The following is a 25,536-nucleotide window of genomic DNA, read 5'->3' as shown; positions in this document are numbered from 1 at the left end:
GAACCCGTCTCCGCGGCGGGAGCAGTCATGCAGCGGCGGCAAGTCCGACCGGCGTCTTGGCAAATTCGACGAAGCCCGGCAGTGCTTCGATGCGTCGAAGCCACGCATTGACGTTTGGATAGCTGGACAGGTCCACGTTGCCCTCGGGCGCACGCGCGATGTACCCATACAACGCGACGTCAGCGATAGTCGGTTTGGACGTGACGAGGAAGTCACGACCGCTGAGTTCTTCATCGATCAGTTTGAGGATACGATGCGCGCGCGCGATGACCTCGTCGGCATTGAATTTGGCACCAAACACGGTGATGAGCCGCGCGGCCGCCGGCCCAAAAGCGATTTCGCCCGCTGCTACCGACAGCCAGCGCTGTACGGCGGCTTCTTCGACCGGATTCTGCGGAAGGAAATCAGTCCTGCCGGACTTGCGCGCGAGATACACCAGGATCGCGTTCGAATCGGCGATCGCCACGTCTCCGTCGACGAGCACCGGAACTTGACCGAAACGGTTCAACTTCAGGAAGTCCGGGGACTTGTGTGCGCCGGCGGCAAGATCGACTTCGACGAGTTCATGGGTAATAGCAAGGAGCGAAATCAGCAGTCGGGCACGGTGAGAATGACCAGACAGCGGATGAACGTACAGTTTCATGGTCGTTTCCTTGAGTTGGCCGCAGTGGGCAGGTGAGCACCGTATCGCGCGTAGTAAAAGCCCCGCGTGTGATAGGCAGAGTGAATCTTTGCCGGTCGCACGGAGCGCCCGGGTCCAAGGGGTGTTGCTTGGTAGCCGCCGAGGCATAGAACCGCTTTACACGCGGACCTGTACGCAGATGCGACACGTCGAGTGCTCTGACTTAGTGCCTCGACTCTCTCTTCCCTTTTTGCATCGGAAACCGCTTGGGTGAAAGGAGGCTATGCTCAATCACCATGTGCTTTTCGGCCGCCTGTTCGCGTCCAGATCCTCAATCGTTGGGGTGAAAGAAGCCAGTCTTTTGCTTCTTTCGGTAGGCGCGCGTCGCGCCATGACATAAACACGATCGCTTGATCTCAGAGCATCGAGAAGTCGACAACATTTGAATTCATGCACGTCAACGACGGCGCCGGCGGCCGATCCATTTTGTGCAGGAGCACCCCGCCCGCGCTCGGTGACCGCGAAACCGACATTGGGATAACACATCCCCCCGCTCTTCGGATGAAAAAACGCGGATTATTTAGGCTCGTGAGTCTGATGAATTTTGTGCCCAACCATCAGCGATAGTCTTTCAAGAACGCACGCTAAACGAGGGGTCGGATTTCAGAATCCCTCTGGACTACGCCGCGCTTGTGAGCGGAGCGCGTCGAGGTAGACCCCTCCCCGTGCGGAATCTCAAGTCGCGGAGTGACGTAAGCTCGATCTCGCGATGCGCAAGCCCCTCGCACGTCGCCACCTTGAGGGGGACGATCTCAGCACCGCTCGCATCCGAGTATCAAGGTGCGGACGCTTCATTCGTTCCTTGATCGTCAGGTACATCGACAACATCAAAAGTACGTGCCAGGTGTCGTTCCTCCTTTGCAGACGTCGGTGTTAGGCACCGGAATGCAAGTGACGGCGCAACGCCAGTGCAGTCAGCCGACCCTGCCATCGTCGTGCCGGAGCTTCAGCACGTTTCTGCATCGCTCTCGGCTCGGCAAGACACTCGCTGATTCCAGGCGAAGCCAGCGACCTGTTCCCCGACCGCCCGAAGCAGTTTTTCCTGCTCCGTCAAGGGGTCGCGTACTTCACTGCCCGGCGGAATGATCGTGTTGATTCCTACGCCGAGCGGCGTCGGCCATCCGCGCAACGCATGCACGATCGATCGCAGAGAAGTAAGAGTCAATCCGACTCCTTGCCAACCGCCCGCGCAAACGATGCATCCAACTGGCCGCGCGTCGAGATAGGGACGGCTGTCGTCTCGCAAGTCTTCGAGATAGTCCAGCGCATTCTTCACCAGTCCAGAAAGTCCGCCATGATAAGACGGTGTCGAGACGATGATTCCGTCGCATCGACGGATGAGTTCGACGAGGCGGCGCGCACCGGGATGTGTGGCCGTTACGCCGGGCGCATACATTGGTAATACGAGGTCGTCGCCTGACACCACCTCGACTTCACAGTCTCTGGACCGGGCTTCGTCGACGCTGATTCGCAAGGCTCTCTCCGAGGTCGAGCCGTCACGCAGGGTTCCACCAATACCCAAAATAAAAGGACGTGCCATTTTGAACTCCGTTTTTTCACTGTCTACAGGTTTCGATTTCAATTACAGCCGTCAAACTCCAAGACATGCCTGTGCTCGTTTGCCCTTCTGTGCGGTTCTTTAGCGCACGATTCGATCTTCTGAAAGGTTCGTCGCGGAGACCATCAGGGGTATGGAAAGCACGTCAGAATCTGTGGGCGATCATCGCTCTGATGGCTAGCTGCGTAGCGTTGCTGGAAGCCGTCAGACCAGTAATGTTCGCCACTGCTTTCTGTCCCGTCGAATCGATCCCTTCAGCGCGTTGCCACACGCCGACCAAAGTGAGATCGGTTCTCTTCGACAGCGAATAGATCGCGCCGAGATCGACCTGGTGATATCGCGCCGTGTCCGCATCGGTAAAATCGTACGATCCGGCCAACGCCAGCGATGGAGTCAGTCGATACAACGAGTTGATTTCGTAGCTGTCGAACCGTACCTGCGGTTCCCGATACGGGATACCGGCGATCGGACGGATATCGACGAAGCGTGTGTTCGTGTAGACAAGTCCGACCTTTCCGTCACCTATCTTGTATGTGAATGCAGCGCCGAAGATCTGCAAGGATGCAGCTGACGCATAGCCTCGGTAAACCGGACTCGTTACCGGTGAGCTGTAACCAGGCGAGCCGGGAGACACGCTGCCGTCGAACGCGGTGACCGACGGATTGTTCAAATTGGCGAAGGCAACCGCCGCTTTAACCGGGCCTGTTTGATAGTCAACTCCGAAGCTGTACACGCGGTTGTTGCCAAAGTTTCCTGGCGTTCCGCCGGGAGCAAACACGCCTTCGACCGCGACGCCGCCCAACCGGGGACTTGCGTACTTTATTGCGTTGTTTATCCGGGCCGTGGCGTTCATGTTGTCGAAGTCGCCGGGATGCGATCCAAAGAATCCCCACTGCGCCGTCGCACTCGATAGCCCGATATACTCGAACACCGGCTCATACTGACGGCCGAGCGTCAATCCACCAAAGGGCCCAGTCAAGCCAACATAAGCCTGACGACCGAACATTCGCCCCCCTTGAGAGAGCTTCCCGTTGTTCGGGTCAAATCCATTCTCCAGCGTGAAGACAGCCTTGATTCCTGCACCGAGCTCTTCCTCACCGCGCAAGCCCCATCGGCTGGGATTCGTCAACGCCGTAGCGGTTTGAAATACCGACGATCCCTTCTGATTACTCGTATAGACAAAGCCCTCGAAGACCAGACCGTACAAAGTTACGGCGCTTTGCGCATGTGCCGAGCTTGCCAACAAGGAACACGTTATCAGGGTTAGGGCTTTCCTCACCGACTGTCTCCATATTTTCTGTAGCGAGTCGCTCGTAAGGGACTTGTCTTGAGTACCCTTCGATGCCCAGCTGTTTGAATTCACGATAGAAGGAACGTCAGCACCCTTTCGTTGAACACGTCGGGCACGTCGATTTGCGGGCAATGTCCGCCGTCGAGCATCAGGAGCTCGGAACCGCCGATTTGCTTCTGCAACTGCCGCGCGTAGCCGGGCTCACGAAGCGTGTCCTGATGTCCCGCCACGATCAGCGTCGGAATATCGATGCGAGAATAGTCTGGATGCTTGTCCACCAGAGGCCGCGCCGCGCGCACTGGCGCCTTGAATCGAGCGGCCGCCACGCACTCCCAGGCGCCCTTCTCGATTGACAAGGCGTGACGCCGCTTGATATATCCGAGGTCGTTGCGCAGCGAAGGACGCTTGATGAGCACGTCGACCATGCGGTGCATTGCTTCCTCCGAACCGTCATAGTCGGTCAGCACTTTGCGATCGTCGTTCTCCGGGACGTGCCCTCCGCCGCTGACCAGGATCATGCGATCGATCGGCCAACGCTTGTCATCGCTCGCGGCAACATTGACGAGGACAGTGCCGCCCATGGAATTGCCCATGAAATGAGCGCGCTCTACCCCGATCTGCCGCAGAAAGGCGCTCATGTGGTTCACCCTGGCGTTCCACATGTCTTCGAAGAAAAATACCTTTTCGCTTTGACCAAAGCCGAGCCAATCGGGCGCGATCACGCGGAAATGTTCTGCCAGCCTGTCGAAGTTCCATTCCCAGCTCAACGCGCCACAGGCACCGAACTCCCCGCTATGAAGAAGAACCAAGGCCGGTCCCTTGCCCCCTTCGAGGTAGTGCGTCTTGAGCCCATTGACCGTCTCGAAGCGGCTTTGGGCACTTTGCATTGGAGACATGTATTGCAAATCCGTAGATTGGTAAGAAGCGACCATGAACAGCTCTAGACGAGCGGCGGCGAACCATTGAGCAGGCACTCGGACCCAACAGGTTCACCACCAACACCGTTGCTGCTTACGTGCCTGCCTGTTCGAGCTCACGAGAGACAGTGATGCGCGACGCCGAGCGCTGCTTGAGGCGAGGCAATACTTCCTTGCCAAACAGAGTCAGGTTGTCCACCGTGTCGGCATGCGAGAGCGACGCGGCATGGCCCATCATGAGAAGGTTGCCGAGGCCGCCTACGTCGTCATCGAAAGCGGCGATCTGCTCATACACCTCATCCGGTGTGCCGACGAACATCGCACCGGCATCGATGAGTTCTTCGATCGAGCCGCTATGAACATCGACCGCTTTGCCGGATGCTGACTTCGCGGTGCGCTTTCCATTCGCCCGCATCATGCGCGCACTGTCGGCCGCTGACATATAGCCGGGCGGATTGTCGAATGGCTCGGCAACCAGCGCCGAGGTTCGCAGGTAATTCACGAGGATCCGTGCGCGCTGCATGGCTTTCTCATGCGTATCAGCGACGGCGACGATCCCGAGGTAGGCGAAGCGATCCGCAGAAGGCGTGGCATGTCCGAGCTCGGCCGCAACCTCGCGGTAGTAGTCGAACATGCCTGCCGTCTGCTTTCCGCTCAGGAACGTCGCGAAGACGTGTCCGCGCGACGCAATATCGCGGATATTGCTTCGGCTTCGTCCGGAGATCCAGACCGGCGGGTGCGGATCCTGGTAAGGTCGAGGCCAGACGTTGACATTGCGCGCCTGGAAATGCTTTCCCTGCCAGTTGAAGGGGCCGTCCCGCGTGCTCAGCGCCTTCAAGATCAAGTCGTGCGCTTCCCAGAAACGGTCGGTCATGCCGACAGCGGATTTCTGCGTGACGCCGAGTTCGTAAGGGACACCTCTGACGAAGCCCATTTCCAGCCGGCCGTGGGAGATCACGTCGATCATCGCGAGTTCCTCCGCGATTCGTACCGGATCCAGCCGATTGGCGATCGGATAACCGAGCGTGAGCAGGCGGGCGCGTTTCGTTTGTCTTGCTAGAATCGATAACGTGACGCCAGCGACGGATGACAAGCAGGTGGCCGTGGCGTGATGCTCGTTGACCATAAGGTCGAAGCCGAGTTCATCCGCGAGCATCCATTCGTCGAAGTAGCGAGCATATAAGTCGGCCATCACCGAAGGATCGCACTCGCTATTCGGCAGCGTCACACGCAGCGACGTTGCCTCGGGATTCCAAGCATCGGGGTAAGGCTGCTCGGTGAAATAGAAGACATTCATTATTAACCTCCTTGACGTTTCACTGCTCGATCGACACGGCTGCTTCTTGTTGCGACGCGACTCGCTGGACGAAGCTGACGATCTCCCGCGCAACCACGGCAGGCTGTTCGATATGTGGAAAGTGGCCCGCGTCGACGATCTCGCGGTACTCGGCGCACGGCAGCGCTGCAGCAAGCTCACGACCATATGAAGGCGCGGTTATTGCATCATTCGCACCTTGGATAACCAACGTAGGTCTGTCCGCGCGACCCAGTCGCTGCCTGAGCTTAGGGCTGTAAAGGCACGGTAGCCATGCGAATCGCGCGGAAGCCTCGCGGTTCGTGGCAACGGTCAACAGCTCCTCGTCAGTGAGCCGATCCCTCGGCGGAGGCGCGAAGCGACGATCGAAATAGGCATGTTCGGCGAAGGCCGCTTCCGACATTGAAAAAACGTCGGCGATCTCGTTATCTGTCGGGTGTCCGAACTTGACGCCTACTGAGTCGATCAGAACGACCTGACCGATGCGCTCGACGGACTTCACCGCCATCTCCAACGCGACCCAGCCTCCGAATGAGCTTCCGACCAAAACGACATCTTTTAGATCGAGCTCCTCCAACAGATCGAGATAGAAGTACGCGAGGTCGTCGACCGAATCGAAATCGTCATTGATGGACGACTGATCAAAGCCTGGATGGGACGGTGCGATTACATCGAATGACTCGCTTAGAGCAGTCAGCACGTCCACTGAACTGGCGCGCCCGAGATGCGGATGCAGAAAGAGCAGCGCACGGCCATGACCGGCGCGAAGGACATCGATATCAAGTTTGTTGACGGTAAGCCTGCTATTAGCCATATCTCTCCCTGACAGTATGTGAAATGCCTTTCACTTTATTCAGAATATGAGCTGCCTGGGATCGACGTCAATGCTCCAAATCCTTAGATTTTGGTTACCAAGAGTTCAATCGCAGGCATCGCCAGGGCCCTGTCCAATGAGGCGGAATAGATTAGTTGACAACGGACGCCACCACACCCTAGGATGAATATATGTGAAATGCCATTTCACATAGTGTTTGTTCGCAACGTAGATCTCACCTCGCACTGCGAACCCGCCAGCGGCATGACACGCCCCCATGCCACTTCAAGCGCGGTGATCGATGAGGGTTCCTATATGAAAACAAGGAGACGATTGTGACGGGACGCACCTTATGTATCGAAGATTTAATCGATGAAGGGAAGATGGGAAAGCGGCATTACCTCATCATTCTTCTCTGCGGTCTTGTCCTCTTCGTCGATGGTTTCGACACGCAGTGCATCAGTTATGCGGTTCCTCACATGGCCGCCCAATGGCAGCTCAAGCGCGCGGAACTCGGTCCGTTATTTTCCGCCGCGCTGATCGGACTGATGGTGGGATTTCTCGTCGTATCGCCACTTTCCCCGCGCATCGGTCATAAGCGACTGATGATCGGCTCTTGGGTCGTGTTCTCGCTGTTCACGCTTGCGACAGCCCTCGCCACCAACGTGTCGGAGGTCATCGCGTTCCGGTTTCTGGCAGGCATCGGCCTCGGTGGTGCCATTCCGAGCGCGATCGCATTAACTTCGGAATACAGTCCGAAAAGGTTTCGTGCTACGGCGGTGATGTTGATTTACTGCTGCTATTCGCTCGGTTTTGTCGCGTCAGGATTCGTTGCTGGCGCCTTGCTGTCGCGATACCACTGGGGGTCGGTGTTTCTCGTTGGCGGAGTAACACCGCTCGCCCTGACGTATCTTCTTTGGAAATTTCTGCCGGAATCGATCTACTTTGCACTGCGCAAAGGGCGAACCGACACAGTCGAGAAACTTCTGCGCCGCCACTACCCCACCCTGCCCAATATTCGAGGCGCGCGCTTCGTCAACTCGACGACCGAATCTGATCGTATCGGCGTGCTGGGCTTGCTTGGATCGGCCGAGCGCAGAGGCACCATCTGTCTCTGGATACTCGTTTTCCTGAATCTGGGCGTGTTCTACTTCATTCAAAGTTGGCTGCCGACTATGCTTCACTCTTTGAAGTACGCGACAGATTCCATCGTATGGGTAACGACCTTGACTACGATAGGCGGCTTCTGCGCCGCGTTTGTCATCGGGCCGTTGATGGATCGGACTGGGCCCTACCTGACACTCGCCGCGCTTTATCTCGGCGGCGCTGCGTCAATGTTATGGATGGCATCGTCTATCTCGGCAGAACCAAAGGTACTGATGTGCGCAGCGTTTGCAGTTGGCTTTTGCGTAAGCGGCGGACAAAAGGGAACAATCGCGCTTGCGATCCACTTTTATCCCACGGGCTTAAGAGCGACCGGAACAGGCTGGGCCCTTGGCATGGGGCGGCTGGGCGGAATTCTCGGGCCCTTGCTCGCTGGCGTGCTATACAGCGCCCAACTGTCAATCGACGAGATCTTTCGAATCGCGGCGGCTCCAGTGCTCCTCGGCGCCGCGGTGACGTTCGTGATGCGTTGGATTTACAGCGAGAGCAAGCGTACAGAGGCCGCGGTAATGTAATCGCAGTCTATCGACACAGACGATGAATAATCCTGCGCCTTTCGAGGCGCAACCCACTCAAGGTGATAAGCGAATGCCGGTCAGTCATCTGGATCGATCGGCACGCGACTACAGCACTGGCTACCGGACTTGCGTAACCGGCAAGCTGATAGTGTCGGGATCGATGTGAGCATACGGATTCTCGAACAATGCCGGCTGGTCCGCGATTCTGGTCTCAATCGACGTCACGATCTGACGCCAGTCGCGGATCTTCTTATCGTCGGCACGCTGATTCTGAGAATCAAGCACAGGGCCTTCGATGGCGAGGACGCCTAGCGTGCGGCTACTCAAGCGGATTGGCAGCGCAATCGACGCTCGTCCTTCCGCAAACTTGAATGCCTCGCATCCATATCCGTTGGAGCGTATGGCGTCCAGTTCGCGAGGCAGATCGTTCTTGAGCGTTACTCCTTCCTTCCTAGCCCATGCGACAAAGCGCTGATATTCTTGTCCGTCCAACGAAGCCAAGAGCACTTTCGATGGAAGGTCGCGCGATAATTCGCCGATGGAACCCACCGCAGAGGCCGTCCTAATTGGATTGGTCCCTGCAACGGTCGCAACCGTGACACCATACCAACCGACAGGCATAGTCAGCGTCACCGACTCTCCAGTCGCAAACGCAATCTGTCTCATGTACGGCAGAGCGACATCGCGAAGAAAAAAACGCGCGAATCCCGTCTGACGCAATCGTTTTGTCGTATCACCGGCAACGAAGTCAGTGGAAGACTGGAACCGAGCGACATAACCTAGGCGCTCAAGCGCATCTAGACTGCGAAATACTGTCGCAACAGAAAGGCCAAGCTGATTGGCGAGAGCCGTGACGCCGATGGGTGCTTCAGCGGTGCATATGATCTCAAGGAGCGTCAGAGCTCGAAGCGCGGAACTGCTCATGAGTGTTCACGTGTCACAAAGATCGGCGATGCCGGTATCAATCGGGCTCGCTCTTGAAGCGGGCGCAGGATCGTCCGTATTTGCGGAAGTAATTCTTCTGCCCGCGCTTGACTGAACCTTTCACGCGGACCGCCAATGGTGATAGCCGCGTGAGGACGGTTAGCCCGGTCAAGTAATGGGAATGCGAGGTAAAGCGCCCCAAACTGTTCTGCGCCGTGCCACATGATTGATCCGTCTCTTCGAACGGTTTGGATGTCTTTCCAGACGTCATCCACGGTTTCGTACTTGGACGCGGTGGAGAAATCGACATATTCATCGATTGGCGCAGCAGCGCGCAAGAAGTCTTCAATGTCTTGGTCATCGAGAAATGCAAGCAGCGTCCTGGACGTCTTGCCGACATGCAAAGGCACGGAAAGCCCTCGCTGACTATGCGCGACGCGCGGCCCCTTCGCTTCGATCACCTCGACCGGCACTCGGTTGTCCCCGGCAATAATCGAGAGAAAGACGCTCTCGCCGGTAAGTTCGTGCAAGGCAATGAGATACGGATGGCAAAGTGCCCGTATGTCGAAGTCGTCGACCTTGCCGTTGCTCAGTCCAAGAACGCGGTAACCCAACGAAACCGTTTTCTTGTCACCGGAAGAGATCACGAAGCCCGCTGACTCTAGCGTATCCAAGGCCCTGGAAATGGTAATGCGGCTGAGAGACAGCTCGGCTTCCAACCGCGAGACACTCGTGCTGCCCTCTTCGTCGATCAGAAAGCTCAGAACCGACAGGACTCGTTGCGCCGCTTGATTGCGATACGCGACTTCTTCTGTCGACTTCTCTGAATTCATCGCGGACGCCCCCCGTAAGTACGCTCAGTTTACCATTTCACCAAGCTCGCTCAGCCTGTCGGACGAAGGCAGCACCGGGCCATCGGACTTTGACGTTGGATCGCTCGATAAACCGTCACGCCTCGATGCAACCTAAACCCCCGGGCCGATCATAGCCATCCCATGAAGGCTAGCTCCCGACTTTCACAAGAATCTTCCCTACCACCGTCCCGCTCTCCTGCGCGAGATGCGCATCCACGACTTTTTCGAGCGGGAACTGCTGCCCTATGGTCGGCGAGTATGCCCTGGCGCTGATGCACGCTGATATATCCCGCACTGCGTCTTGAATCGACCTCTCGGACATCGAATAAAGGTACACGAATCGAAAAACATGACCGCCAAACATCGCTGGACGGAAGGGTATTTCAAGCGTCGCATCGGAACGACTACTGGAATAAGCAGTCACGACGCCGTCCGTTGCAAGACAGGCAAGATCGATGTGCACATTCGCGACTATGTCGACGTCAACGATACGGTCGACGCCTACACCCCCTGTGGCCGTCAGGACACGCTGCGCAACATCCTCTGAATGGCGAAAAATTACGACATCGGCACCTGCGTTTCTGGCCGCATCGGCCTGGGTCTCGTTACTCACCGTCGCGGCGACCCATGCGCCTGCCCACTTCGCAAGGAGAATCGCGGCCGTACCTACTCCGCCGCCGCCGCCATGCACTAGCACACGCCCTCCACGCAAACCGCCATCGGCGAACAGGCAGCGGTGAGCGGTAATCGCGGGAATCCCAATAGACGCCCCCGTCTCGAGCGATGCATCGTTGCCGAGCGGGACCGCCAGGCGGGACGGGAGGACTACATATTCTGCCGCAGTGCCGAAAGGCCGTTCTGTTTGTGCCTTGAACACCCATACCCTTTCTCCGATCCGTTCCTCTGATACACCGGAGCCGACCGCGTCTATGGTTCCACTGCCATCCTGGTGGGGAATCACCCGTGGGAAACGCATCGGAGCACCTGTGAAGCCGGTACGGGCCTTGATGTCGGACGGATTCAGACCGGAGACCGCGACCTTGACCCGTACTTCGCCACGCGCCGGTAATGGGTCAGGGAAGTCGCCGATCCTGAGGACATCGACGGCATCACCTTGTCTTTCGTAGAACGCGGCTTTCATGAATGATCTTTTCGAAAAATCGTGGGAGGCCCGCTTTCTTCGGGTCGAAGTCAGCATTATAAAATGACATCAGAATGCATGGCAGACGTCTTTGATTTAAACGATTTTCAGAGACGAATGCCATGTCGATCGTAGTTAAGCCGCTTCGAGTCCAAGGGTTTAGCAAGGTACGATTCCAGAGCAACAAGGTCGCATCGAGCCGCGCACACCGAACCTATAGTGCGAAGAAACACAGCGGTATTCGATTGATCTTCTCCTCGCTTGGGCGTAGCCACAAGTATCCACGGCCAATCGAACCTCACGATGCTTCAGTTTCGAGCATGTCCGTTTGGACGAAAGCATCGCAGAAAAACTCCTCTTCCGGCAAACCAGCGCGCATGAGCTCCTCCCGTGCAGCACGCGTCATTGCCGGATTGCCGCATGCGTAGACCTGATACGCAGCAAGCGAGGAATGGTCTGCGACTACCGCGCGGTGAACAAATCCTGTGCGGCCAGCCCATGTCGCGCCAGGATTTGACAACACAGGTACGAACTCGACGTGACCTTCGTCTTGCCACTTACGCGCCAGATCTAAGAAATATAGGTCACGCTCGCTGCGAGCGCCGCCATAAAGCTTCAGTGGACGGGCAAGCTTGCGCTTGAGCGCATCTTCGATGATGGACTTCACCGGCGCGAAGCCCGTTCCCGTGGCAACGAGAATCACCGGCTTTGTAGACTCGTCGCGGAAAAAGAACTCGCCGAAAGGCAGCTCTATTCGCACCTTGCTTCCCACCCCGAGCTCCTTCAGCACCCCGTCTGAGAAACGGCCACCTGGCACATGGCGCACGTGGAGATGTACGCTATCATTCAAGCACGTCCCGCCATCTCTCTGGCTGACTGACCGTCGTACGCTGTTATGACTTCGTGACCCTCGATGCGAAGCACTTCGCTCAGAGCGTCGGCGGCGTCCATATTGTCATCAGCAACGAGAATCAATGCGCGGCGTGTCGCCACTGAAGACGTCGGCTGTTTGTCCGCATCGATCGCCGCGTCGGGATTAATCGGCAGCTCGATAGTAATTCGGGTACCGCGCCCAGGACCGTCGCTGTATGCGCTCACTGCTCCACCGTGCCGGCTAACGAAATCGCGCACAACTGCAAGACCGATTCCGAGGCCGCTCACTCCGCCGCCCGTCTTGGGTTCGCCTTGGTAAAACATCTCGAATATACGCTCCAGCTTTTCCGTCTCGATTCCTATCCCGTTATCCGAAATCTCGACGATCGCCGAATTTGCGCTTTTCCGTGACTGATGGGCAGGTTGAGTTAGGCCGGCGATCTTTTCCTAAGGAGAGAAAGAGAACCACTGCCGACATCCTCGGCCTTTCGAACATCCAAGATCTTCTCAACGGGGCACAAGCTGAGAAGGAGCCTTGGATTGCGGCACGTAACCCGAAAGCGGCTGACGCGGAGTGGGTCAAGCTCGCTAAGTGGGAGCGTCCACAGGAAGGCTTCCCATGTTTGTTGGTCGACAAGCGTGAGGTTAGATGTCACGATCGGGAGTCACTCGAAGAAGCGATTGCGGAATTGTTATCGAACGCCTGGATCGGGGAGCAGCTTCGAGAATTACTAGCTCGCCCGCTCAATCAAGGAGATGTGGAAAGCGATAGCAAGTCGGACTCTCGTTGAACCTTTCGATGAGGCTGCATGAACCGCACTGGGAATTGCGTTTAGCAGGCTGTTGAAATATCCCTTTGTGAACGCGCGCTCGATTATTCGGAAGAGCTAGCGCGATGCAGTGTTCCAAATGAATTGACGCCGACTTTCCTTGATTCAGGTGCTGCGATGCCGCTTTCCTTCTCGCTTACTCTTTCAAGCTGTCCGAGCGGCAAGAGTTCGCATGCGGGTCAAGTTGTACGCTGCCTGAGTCAGCACAAAGAGCTGGTCGATTCGCTTCAGACCTCGATACATCGCCTGCCGAATCCTGCCGACGGTCTTGCCCCACCCAAACACCTGCTCGATGCGTTTGCGTTTGCACTGACTGATTGCGTAGCCGGGCCATCGCGTCGTTCGAGCGTCAATCGCGGAACCGCCCGCGCGTGCATCGTTTTGCGCTACATGCGGTGTCACATTGTTCGCGCGGCACGTGGCCACGAAGCCGGCCGTGTCGTAGTTCTTGTCAGCACCGACCGTAATGGACGCACCAGCAAATCGCGCAGCATCTGCAAGCATCTCTGCGGCCGCATCCCGCTCGGCGGTGCCGTTGGCCTGTGTGACCTGTGCATTCACTACGAGGCCATGCCGGTTATCGGTCAGCACGTGACCCATGTAGCAAAGCACCGCGCCGGTGCCACGACTCTTGCGGAACAGTCGCGCCTGATTGTCCGTGCTGGATTCATGGGTGTCGTTGCTGCGCTTCTCGCCGCGCCAGTTTTCCTGAGAGCCGGCGCCGCCGTCAGGCGGCGAGTCGTCATCCGGCTTCGTCTTAGGCACAAAGCTCTTGTGTCCCGCCCAAGCCTGAATGAGCGTGCCGTCGACGCTGAAATGCTCGCCCGACAAGTGCCCGCGCACGCGCGCCGTCTCGACAGTCTCGTTGAACAGACTGACAATGACATCATGGACTATCAGCCGGTCGCGGTTCTTGCTGAAGGTGGAGTGGTCCCAAACCGCGTCGTCCATTGCCAGTCCGACGAACCATCGAAACAACATGTTGTAGGAGATTTGCTCCATCAACATGCGTTCGCTTCGAATCGAATACAGCACTTGCAACAGCAAGGCGCGAATCAGCTTCTCTGGCGCAATGCTCGGACGACCGCCCCTCGCATCGCTCTCGTACATGCGCGAAAAGACCGTATCCATGCGGGCGAGCGCCTCGTTCAGCCACAGGCGAATCGGTCGCAGCGGATGATTGGCCGGAACGAAGTCGTCCAGCTTGGACATCGTAAACATCGATTCGGTGTAGCCGTCCGCTCCGCGCATCGTTTCGGTCTCAGTGTCGTTCGATTCCTTAAATCAACGTTTCTCCCTTCTGCGCGGATGACCCGCGCAGAAGGTATTTCAACAGCCTGTTAGGGCGCGGCTTTTCGAGGGGCAGCATTCAGTACAACGAACGGTTGGCCGAGGCTGGCATGTGGCCTTCCTTCAGCAGCTGTTGCAACTCGCTTTTCCTGCTAATCGTGTTCACAGAAGCGCTAATGTGACCATTAATTCTGCTAGCGTAGCCGCGGGAGGGATGGCGACGCTTGTCCATTTCGATAACGGCCAATCGCGCGACGAGCGTCGGCGAAGTTGCCGGCCTTGGGAAAAATGCTTGCTGGTACGGTCTCTAGCAGACTGTGATGCTCGCGGCAACGATCCGCACTGGGGCGGAGCCATTCACGTTTCCAACGGGGCGCGGACACGTCGGCGTCGTTCAGTACGCGGCACGGTGGCAGGCGCATTAGCAAAATTAACGTGCATCAATTCGCTCGGCTGTCGCGCTGATGCAACACAGAAAAGGGACTCTGCAAACTCCCTCCCAGCCTTTCCTCGCCGGGTCTCGGGCAGGCTGGCCATTAGCGGTATCTCTGGACATCATTAGCAAGAACAAAGAACACCAACAGCTGGTGATCATCAACGTTTGCACCCGGATGGTTTTAGGCCAGAGCTAACGTCAAGAGTGGTGTATGAGCAGCATCGTGACGGTCGATTTCAAGCGGCGAGTTTCTGCTGAACCGGTCGATCGTCTTGCACCGGTTCGCCGTCCCTGAAGGGGACGCCTTCGAGCAACAGCTTGATCTTTTCCGGTCCGTTGATGCGGCGCCAGGTTTTCTCCGCCTCCTCGATCAGCTTGAATGCCAGACCGAGGAAGGTAGGCCGCGACACGCAGTTACGCGTACGTGTCGTTCGATGACGTACCGTCGCGAACGTCGACTCGATCGCGTTGGTCGTCCGCAAATGCTGCCAGTGCTCAGCGGGGAAGTCGTAGAACGCCAACAGGCTCTCGCGATCCTTTTTCAGCGTCTCGGTTGCCTTCGGATATTTCGCCGAATGGATCGACACGAAACGGTCGAAAGCGGCGTACGCGTCGGCTCGTGTGGCAGCCATCCAGATCGCCTGCATGTCCGCCTTTGCGCGTGCTTGTTGCGACTTGGGTAGCGCATTGAGCACATTGCCCATCTTGTGAAACCAGCAGCGCTGGCCGCGCGTCGCTGGAAACACCTCTTGCAGAGCCGCCCAGAAGCCCATTGCACCATCGCCGACGGCCAGCCGTGGACCCGCTTGCAAGCCCCGCGCTTTCAGATCAAGCAGCAGCTCAAGCCACGATGCCTTTGTTTCCCGATACCCGTCACCGATTGCCACGCGCTCTTTGCTCCCATCCGGCTTCACGCCGATGATCACCAGCAGGCATTGGCCATCGGAGTTCTCGCTGCGCAGCCCGGTGTGTATGCCGTCGACCCACCAATAGACGTAGTACGACTTCGACAGGTCACGCCGGCTCCACGCGGCATGCTCTTCGGCCCACTGCGCCTTCAACCGACTCACGACATTCGCCGACAAGCCCTTCGCGTCTTCGCCGAGCAGCACACGCAGCGCTTCGCCCATATCGCCCGTCGAGATGCCCTTCAGATACAGCCACGGCAGCGCCGCGCTAACACGGGGCGATTTCCTGACGTACGGCGGGACGATCGATGAATTGAACTTCACCCCTGATCCTGATCGATCGCGTACCTTCGGCACCCTCACGGGGACCGGCCCGGCCGCGGTCAATACCTCGCGTTCGGGCAAGTAGCCGTTGCGCACCACCGCACGTTGCCCTTGCAGTGTCTTCACGTTCGTGAAGCGTTCAAGCAGCTCTGCCAGCTCCGCTTCAATCGCTTGCTGAACTACTTGCCGCGCCCCTTGACGGATCAGGTCGTCCAGCCCGAGGCCGGCTTCCAATAGACCAATGACCGCTTTTTTCGTATCCTTGCTCATGGTGGATGGTTTTGTTGTTCGCTGGTTTCCGACTTCGACAATCAGATTCTCAGCTGAAACCACCACCGCCTTCAATTTCCCGCCTCAACTCCCCCGTACACCACTTCCGACTTTAGCTCTTTAGGCCACCACATCGGCCTCGCGCGCGAATACAGCCGTTATGTTGTGATCAAGACAGTACAGAATGCACTTGAACCAACAGGTGAGCGGCGCGGTAACGCCGCGAAGGCCCTAGTGGCCAGTTTGCACCCTGCTGCAAGGTCCTAATCGCGATGTCCGCAGGAAAGGATTCGAATGGCAGATGTGCGAAGAGATATCCTGCGGCTTTCTGGCCAGCGCGACCGCAGATTTGCCGGAAGTCTTCTACAAGCGGCCCGCAACGCCGTTGGTGGGAATTGAGGAGTCACCGGTTCCCGGAGTGACAACCAAGAATGTCCGCACCGGCAACGCTGGATCAAAATCTCCTCCCGGATTTTTCATCGCATCAGTCTTCAGATAGCCGCGCTCGTGCCGATAACCCGGATTTGCACGAATGGACCGTCAGATATGAAAATCGATTTCCTTCCGGGTAATTGGCTCGGCCGCGGCCTCAGGTGCTGCATTTCACACAAGCATTACGGATGCTGGTTCACCGCAGAGCAGACTGAGCGGTGCTCCGTGACCCCTCATTTCCCCACGTTCTTATCCGGCCGAGGGTGAACGAGTTGAGATCAACAATTAGATTGTTCGCCTTTGCTCCTCAGAACGATAGGCGAAGAATACGAATCACGTTGCTTTCGATCTTGGCTATCAGTGCTTGGTGCGCCCTCGCTTGGCTGTGGCTTTGGCCGCAGCTTGAAGGGCACTACGTGGCAGACCATGGAAAGATCACCGTAGACGTAACCCGTCATCGCGGAGAGACACAGGTGAGTCTGTCGCGCGAGCGTGGAGACGGAGACTTCAAGATCACCCATTTCCATTCCAACGCTGAATTTTCGAAAGTCCAGTTTGGCGATGGTTTAGAAACACAAGATCTTGTGTTCCGGCCTCTCGAGACAAGTCACTACACGCTGACCAGCGGATGCGGCTCGATTCCACTTGACAAACAAACAACGATCAGCGCTCTGGTACGTGCGCATCCATACACGGCAGTCGTGTTCGCGGCGCTCTGTATGATCGCGTTCATGCTCCACGTCGTGAACGAAAAGGCGAAAGCAGAGCCTGAAGTGATCTACCCAATGTGGGCGGCATATTTCGGCGCATTGTTTGGAAGTTCGTTTGTTCTCTTCGCTGCCGGCGAGTCCGGCATATTCGGTTTCGACGGCGAACCGCGAAACGCACTTGCGCGCGGGATATTGGCCGCCATCGAATATAGCTTGGATTTGCAGCAGGAAGTTTTTCTTCTCCTCGGCCTTCTAGCCTTCGTCTCGCTAACGCAATGGTGTGCGTATTTGATGGCAGGGTTAAGTGGCGCCGCGCGACGACCACACTTCATCTGGACTACTTGGAAATGGGTTGCGCTTCTAACTGCCAAAGCGTTAATCAGCGCATCTGCCGTTGCATTGAGCGTTGTTCTCGTCGGCGGTCACTTTGGCTGGCTGAGCGCTGAGCCGCTTAGCATCGTCGGGAATGCCTTGACCTCCCTGCTTCTACTAATCCCAGGGCTCGTAGTCTTCTGCATGGTCCCGCTCAATAGGAAGAAGGGGCGGCCGGTACCGAAAGGCACCCGGAGTGTTCATCGTTGGATGATTCGTCGGATGCGCAAACAACCGGGTGAGCTCGCGCCGAAGCCGGAATAAGAGCCACTTTGTCGCTACGCGAGCGCGGTGTGGAGTATCCCGCCGTGCCAGTTGGGGACGGCGATCTTATCGCATCGTTCGATAATGGTCTTGATCTTAGGCTCCCGAGACGGCCCCTCGCTTGCGTTTCAGCAGTTTGGATCACCCGTGGGGTCATTACGTGGTCACCATTGCCGACGTCCAGTTCCGGTTTCTAATGGGACCGCGCCGCAATCGCCGGGCGCGTCGGAAGCACATCGTTCGCCTACCGAAGAACCAAGGATCCAAGCGCGCTTTCGAGGCAGATTCCGCTGGCACGAGTCCGGATCGTCCCGGTCGGGCACCAAGCATCCGGCAGTCAAACTTGAGGCGCGGGTGCTTAGCCGCACTCTCGAGCAAAAAACACGCCGACGGCTCACACACTGGTGCAGCCATAAACTTGCGGCGAAATTCGGCGACGTGTCGGTCTCGGCCGTACAGCGTGTTTGCCGCAAACAGGGCATCAAACTGCCACAGCTTGAGCGGCATATGGTCTCTAACGATCCGGACTTCGAGGCTAAAGCAGTCGACGTGATCGGGCTTTACCTAACCCCGCCAGCACGACTTGCTACAGCCACGACGAGTTAGAAAACTGGTTACCGCGCATCCAGCATGATGTGAGTGCACGCGGCATCTGTTGCAACTCGCTTTTCCTGCTAAAGGTGTTCACAGAAGCGCTAATGTGACCATTAATTCTGCTAGCGTAGCCGGGAGGGATGGCGACGCTTGTCCGGGTTTCGATAACGGCCAATCGCGCGACGAGCGTCGGCGAAGTTGCCGGCCTTGGGAAAAATGCTTGCTGGTACGGTCTCTCGCAGACTGTTGCACGCGGCAACGATCCGCAGTGGGGTCGAGCCATTCACGTTTCCAACGGGGCACGGACGCGTCGGCGTCGTTCAGTACGCGGCACGGTGGCAGGCGCATTAGCAAAATTAGCGTGCATCAATTCGCTAGACTGTCGCGCTGACGCAACACAGAAAAGGGACTCTGCAAACTCCCTCCCAGCCTTTCCTCGCGCGGGTCTCGGGCAGGTTGGCCATTAGCGGTATCTCTGGACATCATTAGCAAGAACAAAGAACACCAACAACATCAAGCAAGGACCCAAAGGCAAGCAGGCGGCAAATATTCAGCCGCAGTGAGCTATTGGCGGGTCGGACGACGGCGCGGATACGGTGTCCGCGTTTTGGCCGGCGGCACGACCGGATGTTGTTCGGGGCACCGTCGCAAGATGAACCTGAGAGATCTAATAAAAATATGACTCTGGCAATAGGCCAACTTATAAACTCAACGCCAAGAAGCCTCGATGTTGAAATCGAGCACCTCGAGCGCGTCCTCGCGGGAGACGCGGCTGATTCGATCTTTGGTCGAACCTATTGGCGCGCTCGCGTCGTCAAGGCAAGGGCGACAGCTGGACTGGTGCCGCTACAGCAAAAGCGACTGGAGCGACTAATGTCGCGTTTGACGAATATCGCCGGTCTCGCCGAATAGAGACGAAAGCCTGCTTGGCTTTTGTGCGGACAACCGGTCCAATCAGCTCAGTTCCCTGCCTTCGCAACGGCGCTCATATCGCCTACCCGGCTCCGCTGATAGGCCGATGCTTGGGATTGAGCATAATCTCAAAAGGCCGTCGATCTGCCTGCCGTCGGCACGCAGCAACTCGCCGGTGATGCTGGTCCTGAGGCCGTCGAACGGGCCGGGCTCGACCATCATGACCTTCCCCGGATAAAAAGGGCCGGTCATGATCGGCGCAGAAGGATTGGGCTTGTGGTCCGAATCGGCGAGATGGCGGTTGAGCGACGTGCTGCCGCGCTAAAACGCCGGATCTTCTCCGCGCCCGGCGTCGCGATTGTAGCCCGAGACCGTCTTCTCGAGCGCGTCTGGAGGAATCTCGCAATTGCGCGCTAGGGGCCAGCGTCTCCCCCTTGACGAAATAGCCTTTGTGCAGCAACGTCGACAGGCTTCGTGAAGTGGAAGTCGGGTCCAGCATCTGCCGTGTGCGCCCGGTCTTGAGGCTGTTCCCATCTTGTGTTCGCGAGAAGGATGATATTCCTGGTGGATCGCGTCGCGTAGACGGTTATGTCTCGCGCTGCCGTCGAGAGGGCGAGAGAGAGCACCGAGTTGCGGTCCAACAGCATGAAACCTTCAGCCATCGTATCGAAAATGTCGCCGAAGGCATCTACAGCGCCTTCTCATACATATAGCGACGCGACCACGGCAGCGTTCGCGCACTGCGGCCCGCCTTGCGGCAGATCACCTGATAGATCGACACATCGTCGTTTTCGAACGCGTACGCGCAGCCCGCCAGGTACACGCGCCAGATGCGGAAGTGTTCGTCGTCGACGAGCTTCTTCGCTTCCTCCGCGTTCGCTTCGAAGCGGTCAGCCCAGATATCGAGCGTATGCGCGTAGTGACGGCGCAGGCTTTCGACATCGATCGCTTCCAGCCCGCCCTCCTGCATGCACTGCAAGGCCAGGCTGATATGCGATAGCTCGCCGTCGGGGAACACGTAGCGGTCGATAAATTCCCCACCACCGAAAGAGGTCTCGCCGCTGTCGGCGTCCGATGAGGTGATGCCGTGATTCATCGCGACGCCGTCATCGACAAGCAAGTCGCGAATCTTCGCGAAGTAGCGCGGCAGATTTGTGCGCCCGACATGCTCGAACATGCCGACGCTCGTGATGCGGTCGAACTGCCCCGGAATGTCGCGATAGTCCTGCAGGCGAATCTCGATCCTGTCTTCGAGGCCGGCGGCCTTCACGCGCTCGGTCGCGAGCTTGAACTGGTTCTCGGAGAGCGTGACGCCCACGCACTTCGCGCCGAACTTCTGCGCGGCGCGAATCACGAGCGCGCCCCAGCCGCAGCCGATATCGAGCAGCGTGTGCCCCGGCTGAACCTGGATCTTCGTGAGAATGTGGTCGATCTTCTTGAGCTGCGCGGTGTCGATGTCTTCATCGCCGTTTTCGAAGTACGCGCACGAGTAGACCATGTTCTTGTCGAGCCAGAGCTGGTAGAACTCGTTCGACACATCGTAATGGTACTGGATGGCTTTCTTGTCCGACGCCTTCGAGTGGTTAAAGTAGTGTCGCACGCGGGTGAGCTTGCTCGCGCTCGTGACTGTGCTTTTCGCGAGCGAATTGCCGATGTTGATGATGTCGGCGAGCTTGCCTTCGATATCGATCTTGCCCTTGACGTATGCTTCGCCGAGATTGTCGAGAGTCGGTTCGAGCAGATAGGGCAGCGCGGTCGCGCTCTTCACGTGCAGTGTGACCTGAGGCGTGGCGAAGTGGCCGAAGTCGTGTTGCTGGCCATCCCACAATACCAGGCGCGCGGACAGATTCGCCCGGTCACGCACCTTCTCGACCCACTGCGTCAGCTTCTTCTCCCAGAACATGCTTGCTTCTCCGCGTTAAGAAATCAGATTGAAGGCGCGTGGTTCGTTAATTGTCTATTGCTATGCTGCGTCTTTACCTTACAAGGCGGTCGCGTTTGAAGCTCGCTCCAGCGGGCCGAGCAGCTAACGCTTACCGTCCGATTTTCCGCACTACCCGTTCGTGATGGTCAAGTTTTTATGGAGGTACGAGCGTGCGGCGCGCGGTGCGTCCTCGTCGCCGTCAGACCATCAAAGAATCCGCACCGGAATCGACTTGGCCCCAGGGACCTTGCTTTCCTTCGCGTAGTGCCAAAGCGGAAGAAGCACGTTGCACTCGGGGTAGTAGCCGCCAATGCAACCCTCGGGCACTTCGTAAGCCTTGATCTCAAGACCTTCGAGGCGGCGGTCGATGCCGTCGTCAGCGATCGTCTGCAACGTTACTTTCTGACCCTCGCGAAGGTGACGTTTCTCGATGTCTGCCTTGTTCATCAAGATGACCATGCGCGTTCCCTTGACGCCCCGGAACCGATCGTCGATGTTATAGATGGTGGTATTGAACTGACTGTCGCTGCGCAGAGTCATCAGGCGCAGCGCATCGGGTGTCGTTCCCGGCATGTCGGGATCTTCACCGAGTGAATACGGGACCATGAACTCAGCCTTCCCCGACTTCGTCTTCCATTGTCGATGCCGTGCCGGAAGCGGCCGATGAAAGCCGCCAGGCTCCCACATGCGGGCATTGAAGTCGTGAAATATGTCAGGATAGGTCTTGGCGATCTCGTCGCGCACCAGCGAGAAGTCATTGCGCCAGGCATCCCAGTCGACGGTGGATCGTCCACCAAGCGTAGCGGCTGCGATGCCGCTCACAATGAATTGCTCGGAGCGTGCCTTGTCGCTTGCAGGCTCCGTAACGCCCTTTGAGCCGTGCATACAGCCGGTGCTGTCTTCCATCGATACGGCCTGTTCGCCCATCGCTGTGCGGTGAAATTCGATGCGGCTGAGACAAGGCAATACGAACGACACTTCTCCGTGTACTAGGTGACTGCGATTCAACTTTGTTGCGACGTTGACGGTCAGCCGCAGCCGCGCCCATGCAGGCTCCGTCTGAAGGCGGTCCGGCACCGAGCGTACGAGATTGCCGCCCAAATTGATCACGGCTTTGACCTCACCCTTGACGATGGCTTCGAATGCCTCGATGGTATTAAAGCCCTTTTTTCGTGGTGGCTCGAATGAAAACTGCTTTGCGAGTTGGTCGAGCGGTGCGAGCTCCGGCTTCTCGGTGATGCCCACGGTACGCTGGCCCTGAACGTTGGAATGCCCACGTATTGGCGAGGGACCCGCTCCAGGTTTGCCGACATTTCCTCGCAGCAGCAGCAAGTTACAAAGCATGCGAACGTTCTGCACGCCCAGCCGATGCTGCGTCAACCCCATGCCGTAGTGGGCCATGACAGCGTTCGCGCGCATGTATTCGTCCGCGGCATCGCACAGGGCGGCGCGACCCAGCCCGCTGACACGCTCTATCTCGCTCCACTGCGTCTGGCGGGCACATGCGGCGAACTCGTCAAAGCCGGTTGTATGTTCTTCGACGAAGGCCACGTCGACTACGCGCGGCAGGCCATGCGCCTTCGCATGATCGTCCGCCTCGATGACGGCCTTGCAGATCCCAAGGATGGCGGCCGTATCGCCGCCGGTCTTGACTTGGTGATACTGCGTGCTGATTTGCGTCTCGGCAGGCGTCAGCATCTGTACCGGCGACTGCGGGTTCGCGAAGGAAACCAGTCCCGGCTCGCGCAGCGGGTTGAACGTGATGATGGGCATGCCGCGTTTGCGCGCGTCCTGGAGATGGTGAAGCATGCGTGGGCTGTTTGTCCCGACGTTCTGACCGAAGAAGAACATCAGATCGGTCTTCTCGAAGTCGTCCAGCGTGATTGTGCCCACGCCGACGCCGATGGCTTCCTTCAGTCCCACGCTCGAACTCTCGTGGCACATGTTTGAACTGTCGGGCAAATTATTGCAGCCGTACATTCGGGCGAATAGCTGGTACATATATGCCGTCTCGAGTGATGCGCGCCCCGATGTGTAGAAGACGACGTTCTGGGGGTCCATCGCATTGAGCTCGCGACCGATCTCCGCAAACGCGTCCTCCCAACTGACCTCCACATACTTGTCGGAAGCTCGTTCATATCGCATCGGCGCGGTGACTCTGCCAGCTTCCTCGAGATCATGATCGTGCCAGTTCAGGAGTGATTTGACCGTGTTGAGCTCGAAGAACGCCGGCGTCATCCGCTTCGAAGTGGTGTCCCATGCCGTAGCCTTGGCACCGCTTTCGCAGAATTCAAACGTGTGCGGATCCGCTGGCTTGGCCCATGAGCAGCTCACGCACATGAAACCATCGGGCTTGTTCTGTTTCAGCAGGATCGCGCTGTCCTTGAGCGGGACTTTTTCCTGCATCAAGATTGTGGCCACGGACTTCAAGGATCCCCAGCCGCCAGAGGCGAAGGGATACGAAGGGCTCTTACTGTCCTTGCTCATGGTCGACGCCTCCGAAAAATGTCACAACGTGATATATAGCAAACGCTATTCCGGGATTGCCGACATCTCCGCCTTCGCAATGGCCGGCTGCAGATCTCCGCGTTGAAGAATCAGAACGCCGCGACGTTGCTCAGACTCGCCAGGCGCTTTTATTCGGCGTTTCACGCGGCGGACGCGCCGACGTCCATCGACCAGGCGCGCCTATGACACACCATTCAGCAGCAGCGCTGGATACGCTGCGGCACCGAGCAGGAATGGAGCAAACAGGCTTTCGGGTTTCTCGGGAAGCGTCTCTTCGCGCAGATGCCATCGACATGCTTCCCTCTTTCGCATCTCAATTCGGCCTCCCGTTCAGCCTTTTGTTGGCGCTATAACGTGTGCAGAATGCCGAACGAGCAATGGCTGCTTATTGGTGTATTGCAGACCGCAGGCTCTCGACTTCGTGATCGGAAACGGGCGAGGCATGATTGCCCCATGCGCCGCGAACAAAGCTCACGACCTGGGCGATCTCAGCGGACGTCAGCTTGCCGTGAAAGCCGGGCATCTTCTGAGGCGCGGGCCCCGTGTCCGTTTTAGGGCTCTTGCTGCCTTCGATCACGATGCGCATTACCGAGGTCGGGTCTTCGGCCAGCACCAGCGGATTGCCCGCTAGTGCCGCGACTTTTCCTGGCTGACCTCGTCCGTCCGCCTGGTGGCACCGCGCGCAGAAGGAGAGATAGACACCGGCGCCAGGGCGCTCCACTTCACCGGTCCGGATGCTTCGTGCGGTTTGCACTCGGGCGTGCGCGTTGTTCGCGAAACTGCCGTAAGTCTGTTGTGCGGGAAGTGATTTCAGATATACGGCGATCGCCTGAAGATCCGCATCGGACAGATGCTGCGTGCTTTCCTCAACCACGGGGGCCATGGCGCCAAACGCGATCGCACCCGCGCCGTGGCCGGTTTGCAAGAATTTGACAATGTCGTCGGCAGACCAGCGCCCGAGCCCGCTGCCTGGGTCGCCGGTCAAGTTAGGCGCGAGCCAGTGATCGTTGACCCCACCGGACAGATACCATGGTGACGCTTCGCTATAGCCGAGTTCGTTGTAAGCGGGGCCTCGCGGGGTGTGACACGCACCGCAGTGTCCAAGTCCCTGTACGAGATACGCGCCTCGGTTCCACTGCGCGGTTTGTTTGGAATTTTCTTGGTACCGGTCGTGATTGCCAAACGCGAGACTCCAGAACAGCATGCCCCAACGTTGATTGAACGGAAACGGCAAGTGCGTTTCGGGCGCACGCTTGGCGGCCGGAGCGACGCCGTGCATCAGATAAGCGTACAGCGCGGTCACGTCATCGTCCGTCATGTTCGCGAGCGACGGATATGGCATTGCCGGATAAAGCCGCTTGCCGTCGCGGCGCTTACCCACGCGCAAGGCGTCGGCGAAATCTCGCAAGCTATAGCGGCCAATACCGAACACCGGGTCCGGCGTGATGTTGCTTGCATAGATCGGACCAAACGGCGAGTTGACCGGCATGCCACCGCCCAGCGGCGTGTGATCCGCGGCGTCGTGGCATGCACTACAGTCGCCGGCTTTTGCAAGATACTCGCCCCGGGCAATCAGCTTCGGGTCGTTCGTCAACGGGGACTGGCCGGTGATGCCATCCGATAAGCGATCCGTCGACCGTTCGCCGCATGCGCTCAACGCCACAATCATGAGCGCATTGACAAGCCAATCTCGAGTTCTGATCGCGTTCAT

18 protein-coding genes are annotated in these 25,536 nt (G+C 57.9%); 2 read left to right on the top strand and 16 right to left on the bottom strand.

The window, feature by feature from the left end; translation table 11 throughout:
- Positions 1-25: 25 nt before the first annotated feature.
- The 6 genes from AWB70_RS21105 to AWB70_RS21080 all read right to left on the bottom strand — a co-directional run bounded on the left by AWB70_RS21105 (position 26) and on the right by AWB70_RS21080 (position 6,577).
- Positions 26-643: a glutathione S-transferase family protein gene (locus AWB70_RS21105; protein WP_053572482.1), complete on the bottom strand. Its 618-nt coding sequence runs from the start codon at positions 641-643 to the stop codon at positions 26-28.
- 985 nt (positions 644-1,628) lie between these two features.
- The gene (locus tag AWB70_RS21100; protein WP_235024309.1) at positions 1,629-2,264 is read right to left on the bottom strand and encodes an NADPH-dependent FMN reductase; all 636 of its coding nucleotides are present in this window, start codon (positions 2,262-2,264) and stop codon (positions 1,629-1,631) included.
- A gap of 121 nt (positions 2,265-2,385) precedes the next feature.
- Positions 2,386-3,519 carry a porin gene (locus AWB70_RS21095; protein WP_053572481.1) on the bottom strand — a complete coding sequence of 378 codons (1,134 nt, stop codon included), beginning with the start codon at positions 3,517-3,519 and terminating at the stop codon, positions 2,386-2,388.
- Positions 3,520-3,599: 80 nt separating this feature from the next.
- Entirely contained in the window at positions 3,600-4,427 is an 828-nt protein-coding gene (locus tag AWB70_RS21090) for an alpha/beta fold hydrolase (protein WP_159680277.1), read from the bottom strand.
- Between the two features lie 115 nt (positions 4,428-4,542).
- Positions 4,543-5,745 (bottom strand): LLM class flavin-dependent oxidoreductase, encoded by a 1,203-nt coding sequence (locus AWB70_RS21085; protein ID WP_053572479.1) that lies wholly within the window; start codon positions 5,743-5,745, stop codon positions 4,543-4,545.
- A gap of 19 nt (positions 5,746-5,764) precedes the next feature.
- Positions 5,765-6,577, bottom strand: a complete 813-nt coding sequence (locus tag AWB70_RS21080; RefSeq protein WP_053572478.1) for an alpha/beta fold hydrolase — start codon at positions 6,575-6,577, stop codon at positions 5,765-5,767.
- Positions 6,578-6,912: 335 nt separating this feature from the next.
- On the opposite strand from AWB70_RS21080, the gene AWB70_RS21075 reads away from it, so the two are divergent.
- A complete protein-coding gene (locus tag AWB70_RS21075; RefSeq protein ID WP_143281675.1) occupies positions 6,913-8,256 on the top strand; it encodes an MFS transporter in 1,344 nt (447 codons plus the stop codon).
- A gap of 120 nt (positions 8,257-8,376) precedes the next feature.
- Here the strand turns inward: AWB70_RS21075 and AWB70_RS21070 are convergent, their stop codons facing one another.
- The 7 genes from AWB70_RS21070 to AWB70_RS21030 form a co-directional block, all read right to left on the bottom strand.
- Entirely contained in the window at positions 8,377-9,183 is an 807-nt protein-coding gene (locus tag AWB70_RS21070) for an IclR family transcriptional regulator (RefSeq protein ID WP_053572477.1), read from the bottom strand.
- Positions 9,180-10,016, bottom strand: a complete 837-nt coding sequence (locus AWB70_RS21065; RefSeq protein ID WP_053572476.1) for an IclR family transcriptional regulator — start codon at positions 10,014-10,016, stop codon at positions 9,180-9,182. The genes AWB70_RS21070 and AWB70_RS21065 overlap by 4 nt, the downstream gene beginning before the upstream one ends.
- A gap of 169 nt (positions 10,017-10,185) precedes the next feature.
- Positions 10,186-11,178 carry an NADPH:quinone reductase gene (locus AWB70_RS21060; RefSeq protein WP_053572475.1) on the bottom strand — a complete coding sequence of 331 codons (993 nt, stop codon included), beginning with the start codon at positions 11,176-11,178 and terminating at the stop codon, positions 10,186-10,188.
- Between the two features lie 298 nt (positions 11,179-11,476).
- Positions 11,477-11,950 (bottom strand): ferredoxin reductase domain-containing protein, encoded by a 474-nt coding sequence (locus tag AWB70_RS21055; RefSeq protein ID WP_235024308.1) that lies wholly within the window; start codon positions 11,948-11,950, stop codon positions 11,477-11,479.
- A 74-nt stretch (positions 11,951-12,024) separates the two neighbouring features.
- The gene (locus tag AWB70_RS21050; protein WP_268760642.1) at positions 12,025-12,438 is read right to left on the bottom strand and encodes an ATP-binding response regulator; all 414 of its coding nucleotides are present in this window, start codon (positions 12,436-12,438) and stop codon (positions 12,025-12,027) included.
- Positions 12,439-13,025: 587 nt separating this feature from the next.
- On the bottom strand, positions 13,026-14,132 hold the full coding sequence (locus AWB70_RS21040; RefSeq protein WP_053572472.1) for an IS5 family transposase: 1,107 nt from the start codon (positions 14,130-14,132) through the stop codon (positions 13,026-13,028).
- 711 nt (positions 14,133-14,843) lie between these two features.
- Positions 14,844-16,109, bottom strand: a complete 1,266-nt coding sequence (locus AWB70_RS21030) for an IS256 family transposase (protein ID WP_053572471.1) — start codon at positions 16,107-16,109, stop codon at positions 14,844-14,846.
- A 905-nt stretch (positions 16,110-17,014) separates the two neighbouring features.
- On the opposite strand from AWB70_RS21030, the gene AWB70_RS21025 reads away from it, so the two are divergent.
- Positions 17,015-17,887 (top strand): hypothetical protein, encoded by an 873-nt coding sequence (locus tag AWB70_RS21025; protein ID WP_143281674.1) that lies wholly within the window; start codon positions 17,015-17,017, stop codon positions 17,885-17,887.
- Positions 17,888-20,081: 2,194 nt separating this feature from the next.
- On the opposite strand, the gene AWB70_RS21005 is transcribed toward AWB70_RS21025, so the two are convergent.
- From AWB70_RS21005 to AWB70_RS20995, 3 genes are all read right to left on the bottom strand, one after another.
- A complete protein-coding gene (locus AWB70_RS21005; RefSeq protein ID WP_053572467.1) occupies positions 20,082-21,296 on the bottom strand; it encodes a class I SAM-dependent methyltransferase in 1,215 nt (404 codons plus the stop codon).
- Positions 21,297-21,524: 228 nt separating this feature from the next.
- Positions 21,525-23,804, bottom strand: a complete 2,280-nt coding sequence (locus AWB70_RS21000; protein WP_053572466.1) for an FdhF/YdeP family oxidoreductase — start codon at positions 23,802-23,804, stop codon at positions 21,525-21,527.
- Between the two features lie 406 nt (positions 23,805-24,210).
- Positions 24,211-25,536, bottom strand: coding sequence for a c-type cytochrome (locus tag AWB70_RS20995; protein WP_053572465.1), 1,326 nt, complete (start codon positions 25,534-25,536; stop codon positions 24,211-24,213).

It is taken from the genome of Caballeronia cordobensis (genome assembly GCF_001544575.2).
Taxonomy (GTDB): domain Bacteria; phylum Pseudomonadota; class Gammaproteobacteria; order Burkholderiales; family Burkholderiaceae; genus Caballeronia; species Caballeronia cordobensis.
The sequence above is the reverse complement of the archived record's forward strand: the minus strand, read 5'-3'. Positions and strand labels throughout refer to the sequence as shown.

Bases quoted from the DNA above. Each gene is read 5' to 3' on its own strand.
- AWB70_RS21060 (WP_053572475.1), bottom strand. From the start codon at position 11,178: ATGAAAGCCGCGTTCTACGAAAGACAAGGTGATGCCGTCGATGTCCTC.
- AWB70_RS21030 (WP_053572471.1), bottom strand. From the start codon at position 16,109: ATGAGCAAGGATACGAAAAAAGCGGTCATTGGTCTATTGGAAGCCGGC.
- AWB70_RS21005 (WP_053572467.1), bottom strand. From the start codon at position 21,296: ATGTTCTGGGAGAAGAAGCTGACGCAGTGGGTCGAGAAGGTGCGTGAC.
- AWB70_RS21040 (WP_053572472.1), bottom strand. From the start codon at position 14,132: ATGCGCGGAGCGGACGGCTACACCGAATCGATGTTTACGATGTCCAAG.
- AWB70_RS21070 (WP_053572477.1), bottom strand. From the start codon at position 9,183: ATGAGCAGTTCCGCGCTTCGAGCTCTGACGCTCCTTGAGATCATATGC.
- AWB70_RS20995 (WP_053572465.1), bottom strand. From the start codon at position 25,536: ATGAACGCGATCAGAACTCGAGATTGGCTTGTCAATGCGCTCATGATT.
- AWB70_RS21085 (WP_053572479.1), bottom strand. From the start codon at position 5,745: ATGAATGTCTTCTATTTCACCGAGCAGCCTTACCCCGATGCTTGGAAT.
- AWB70_RS21090 (WP_159680277.1), bottom strand. From the start codon at position 4,427: ATGTCTCCAATGCAAAGTGCCCAAAGCCGCTTCGAGACGGTCAATGGG.
- AWB70_RS21000 (WP_053572466.1), bottom strand. From the start codon at position 23,804: ATGAGCAAGGACAGTAAGAGCCCTTCGTATCCCTTCGCCTCTGGCGGC.
- AWB70_RS21105 (WP_053572482.1), bottom strand. From the start codon at position 643: ATGAAACTGTACGTTCATCCGCTGTCTGGTCATTCTCACCGTGCCCGA.
- AWB70_RS21080 (WP_053572478.1), bottom strand. From the start codon at position 6,577: ATGGCTAATAGCAGGCTTACCGTCAACAAACTTGATATCGATGTCCTT.
- AWB70_RS21065 (WP_053572476.1), bottom strand. From the start codon at position 10,016: ATGAATTCAGAGAAGTCGACAGAAGAAGTCGCGTATCGCAATCAAGCG.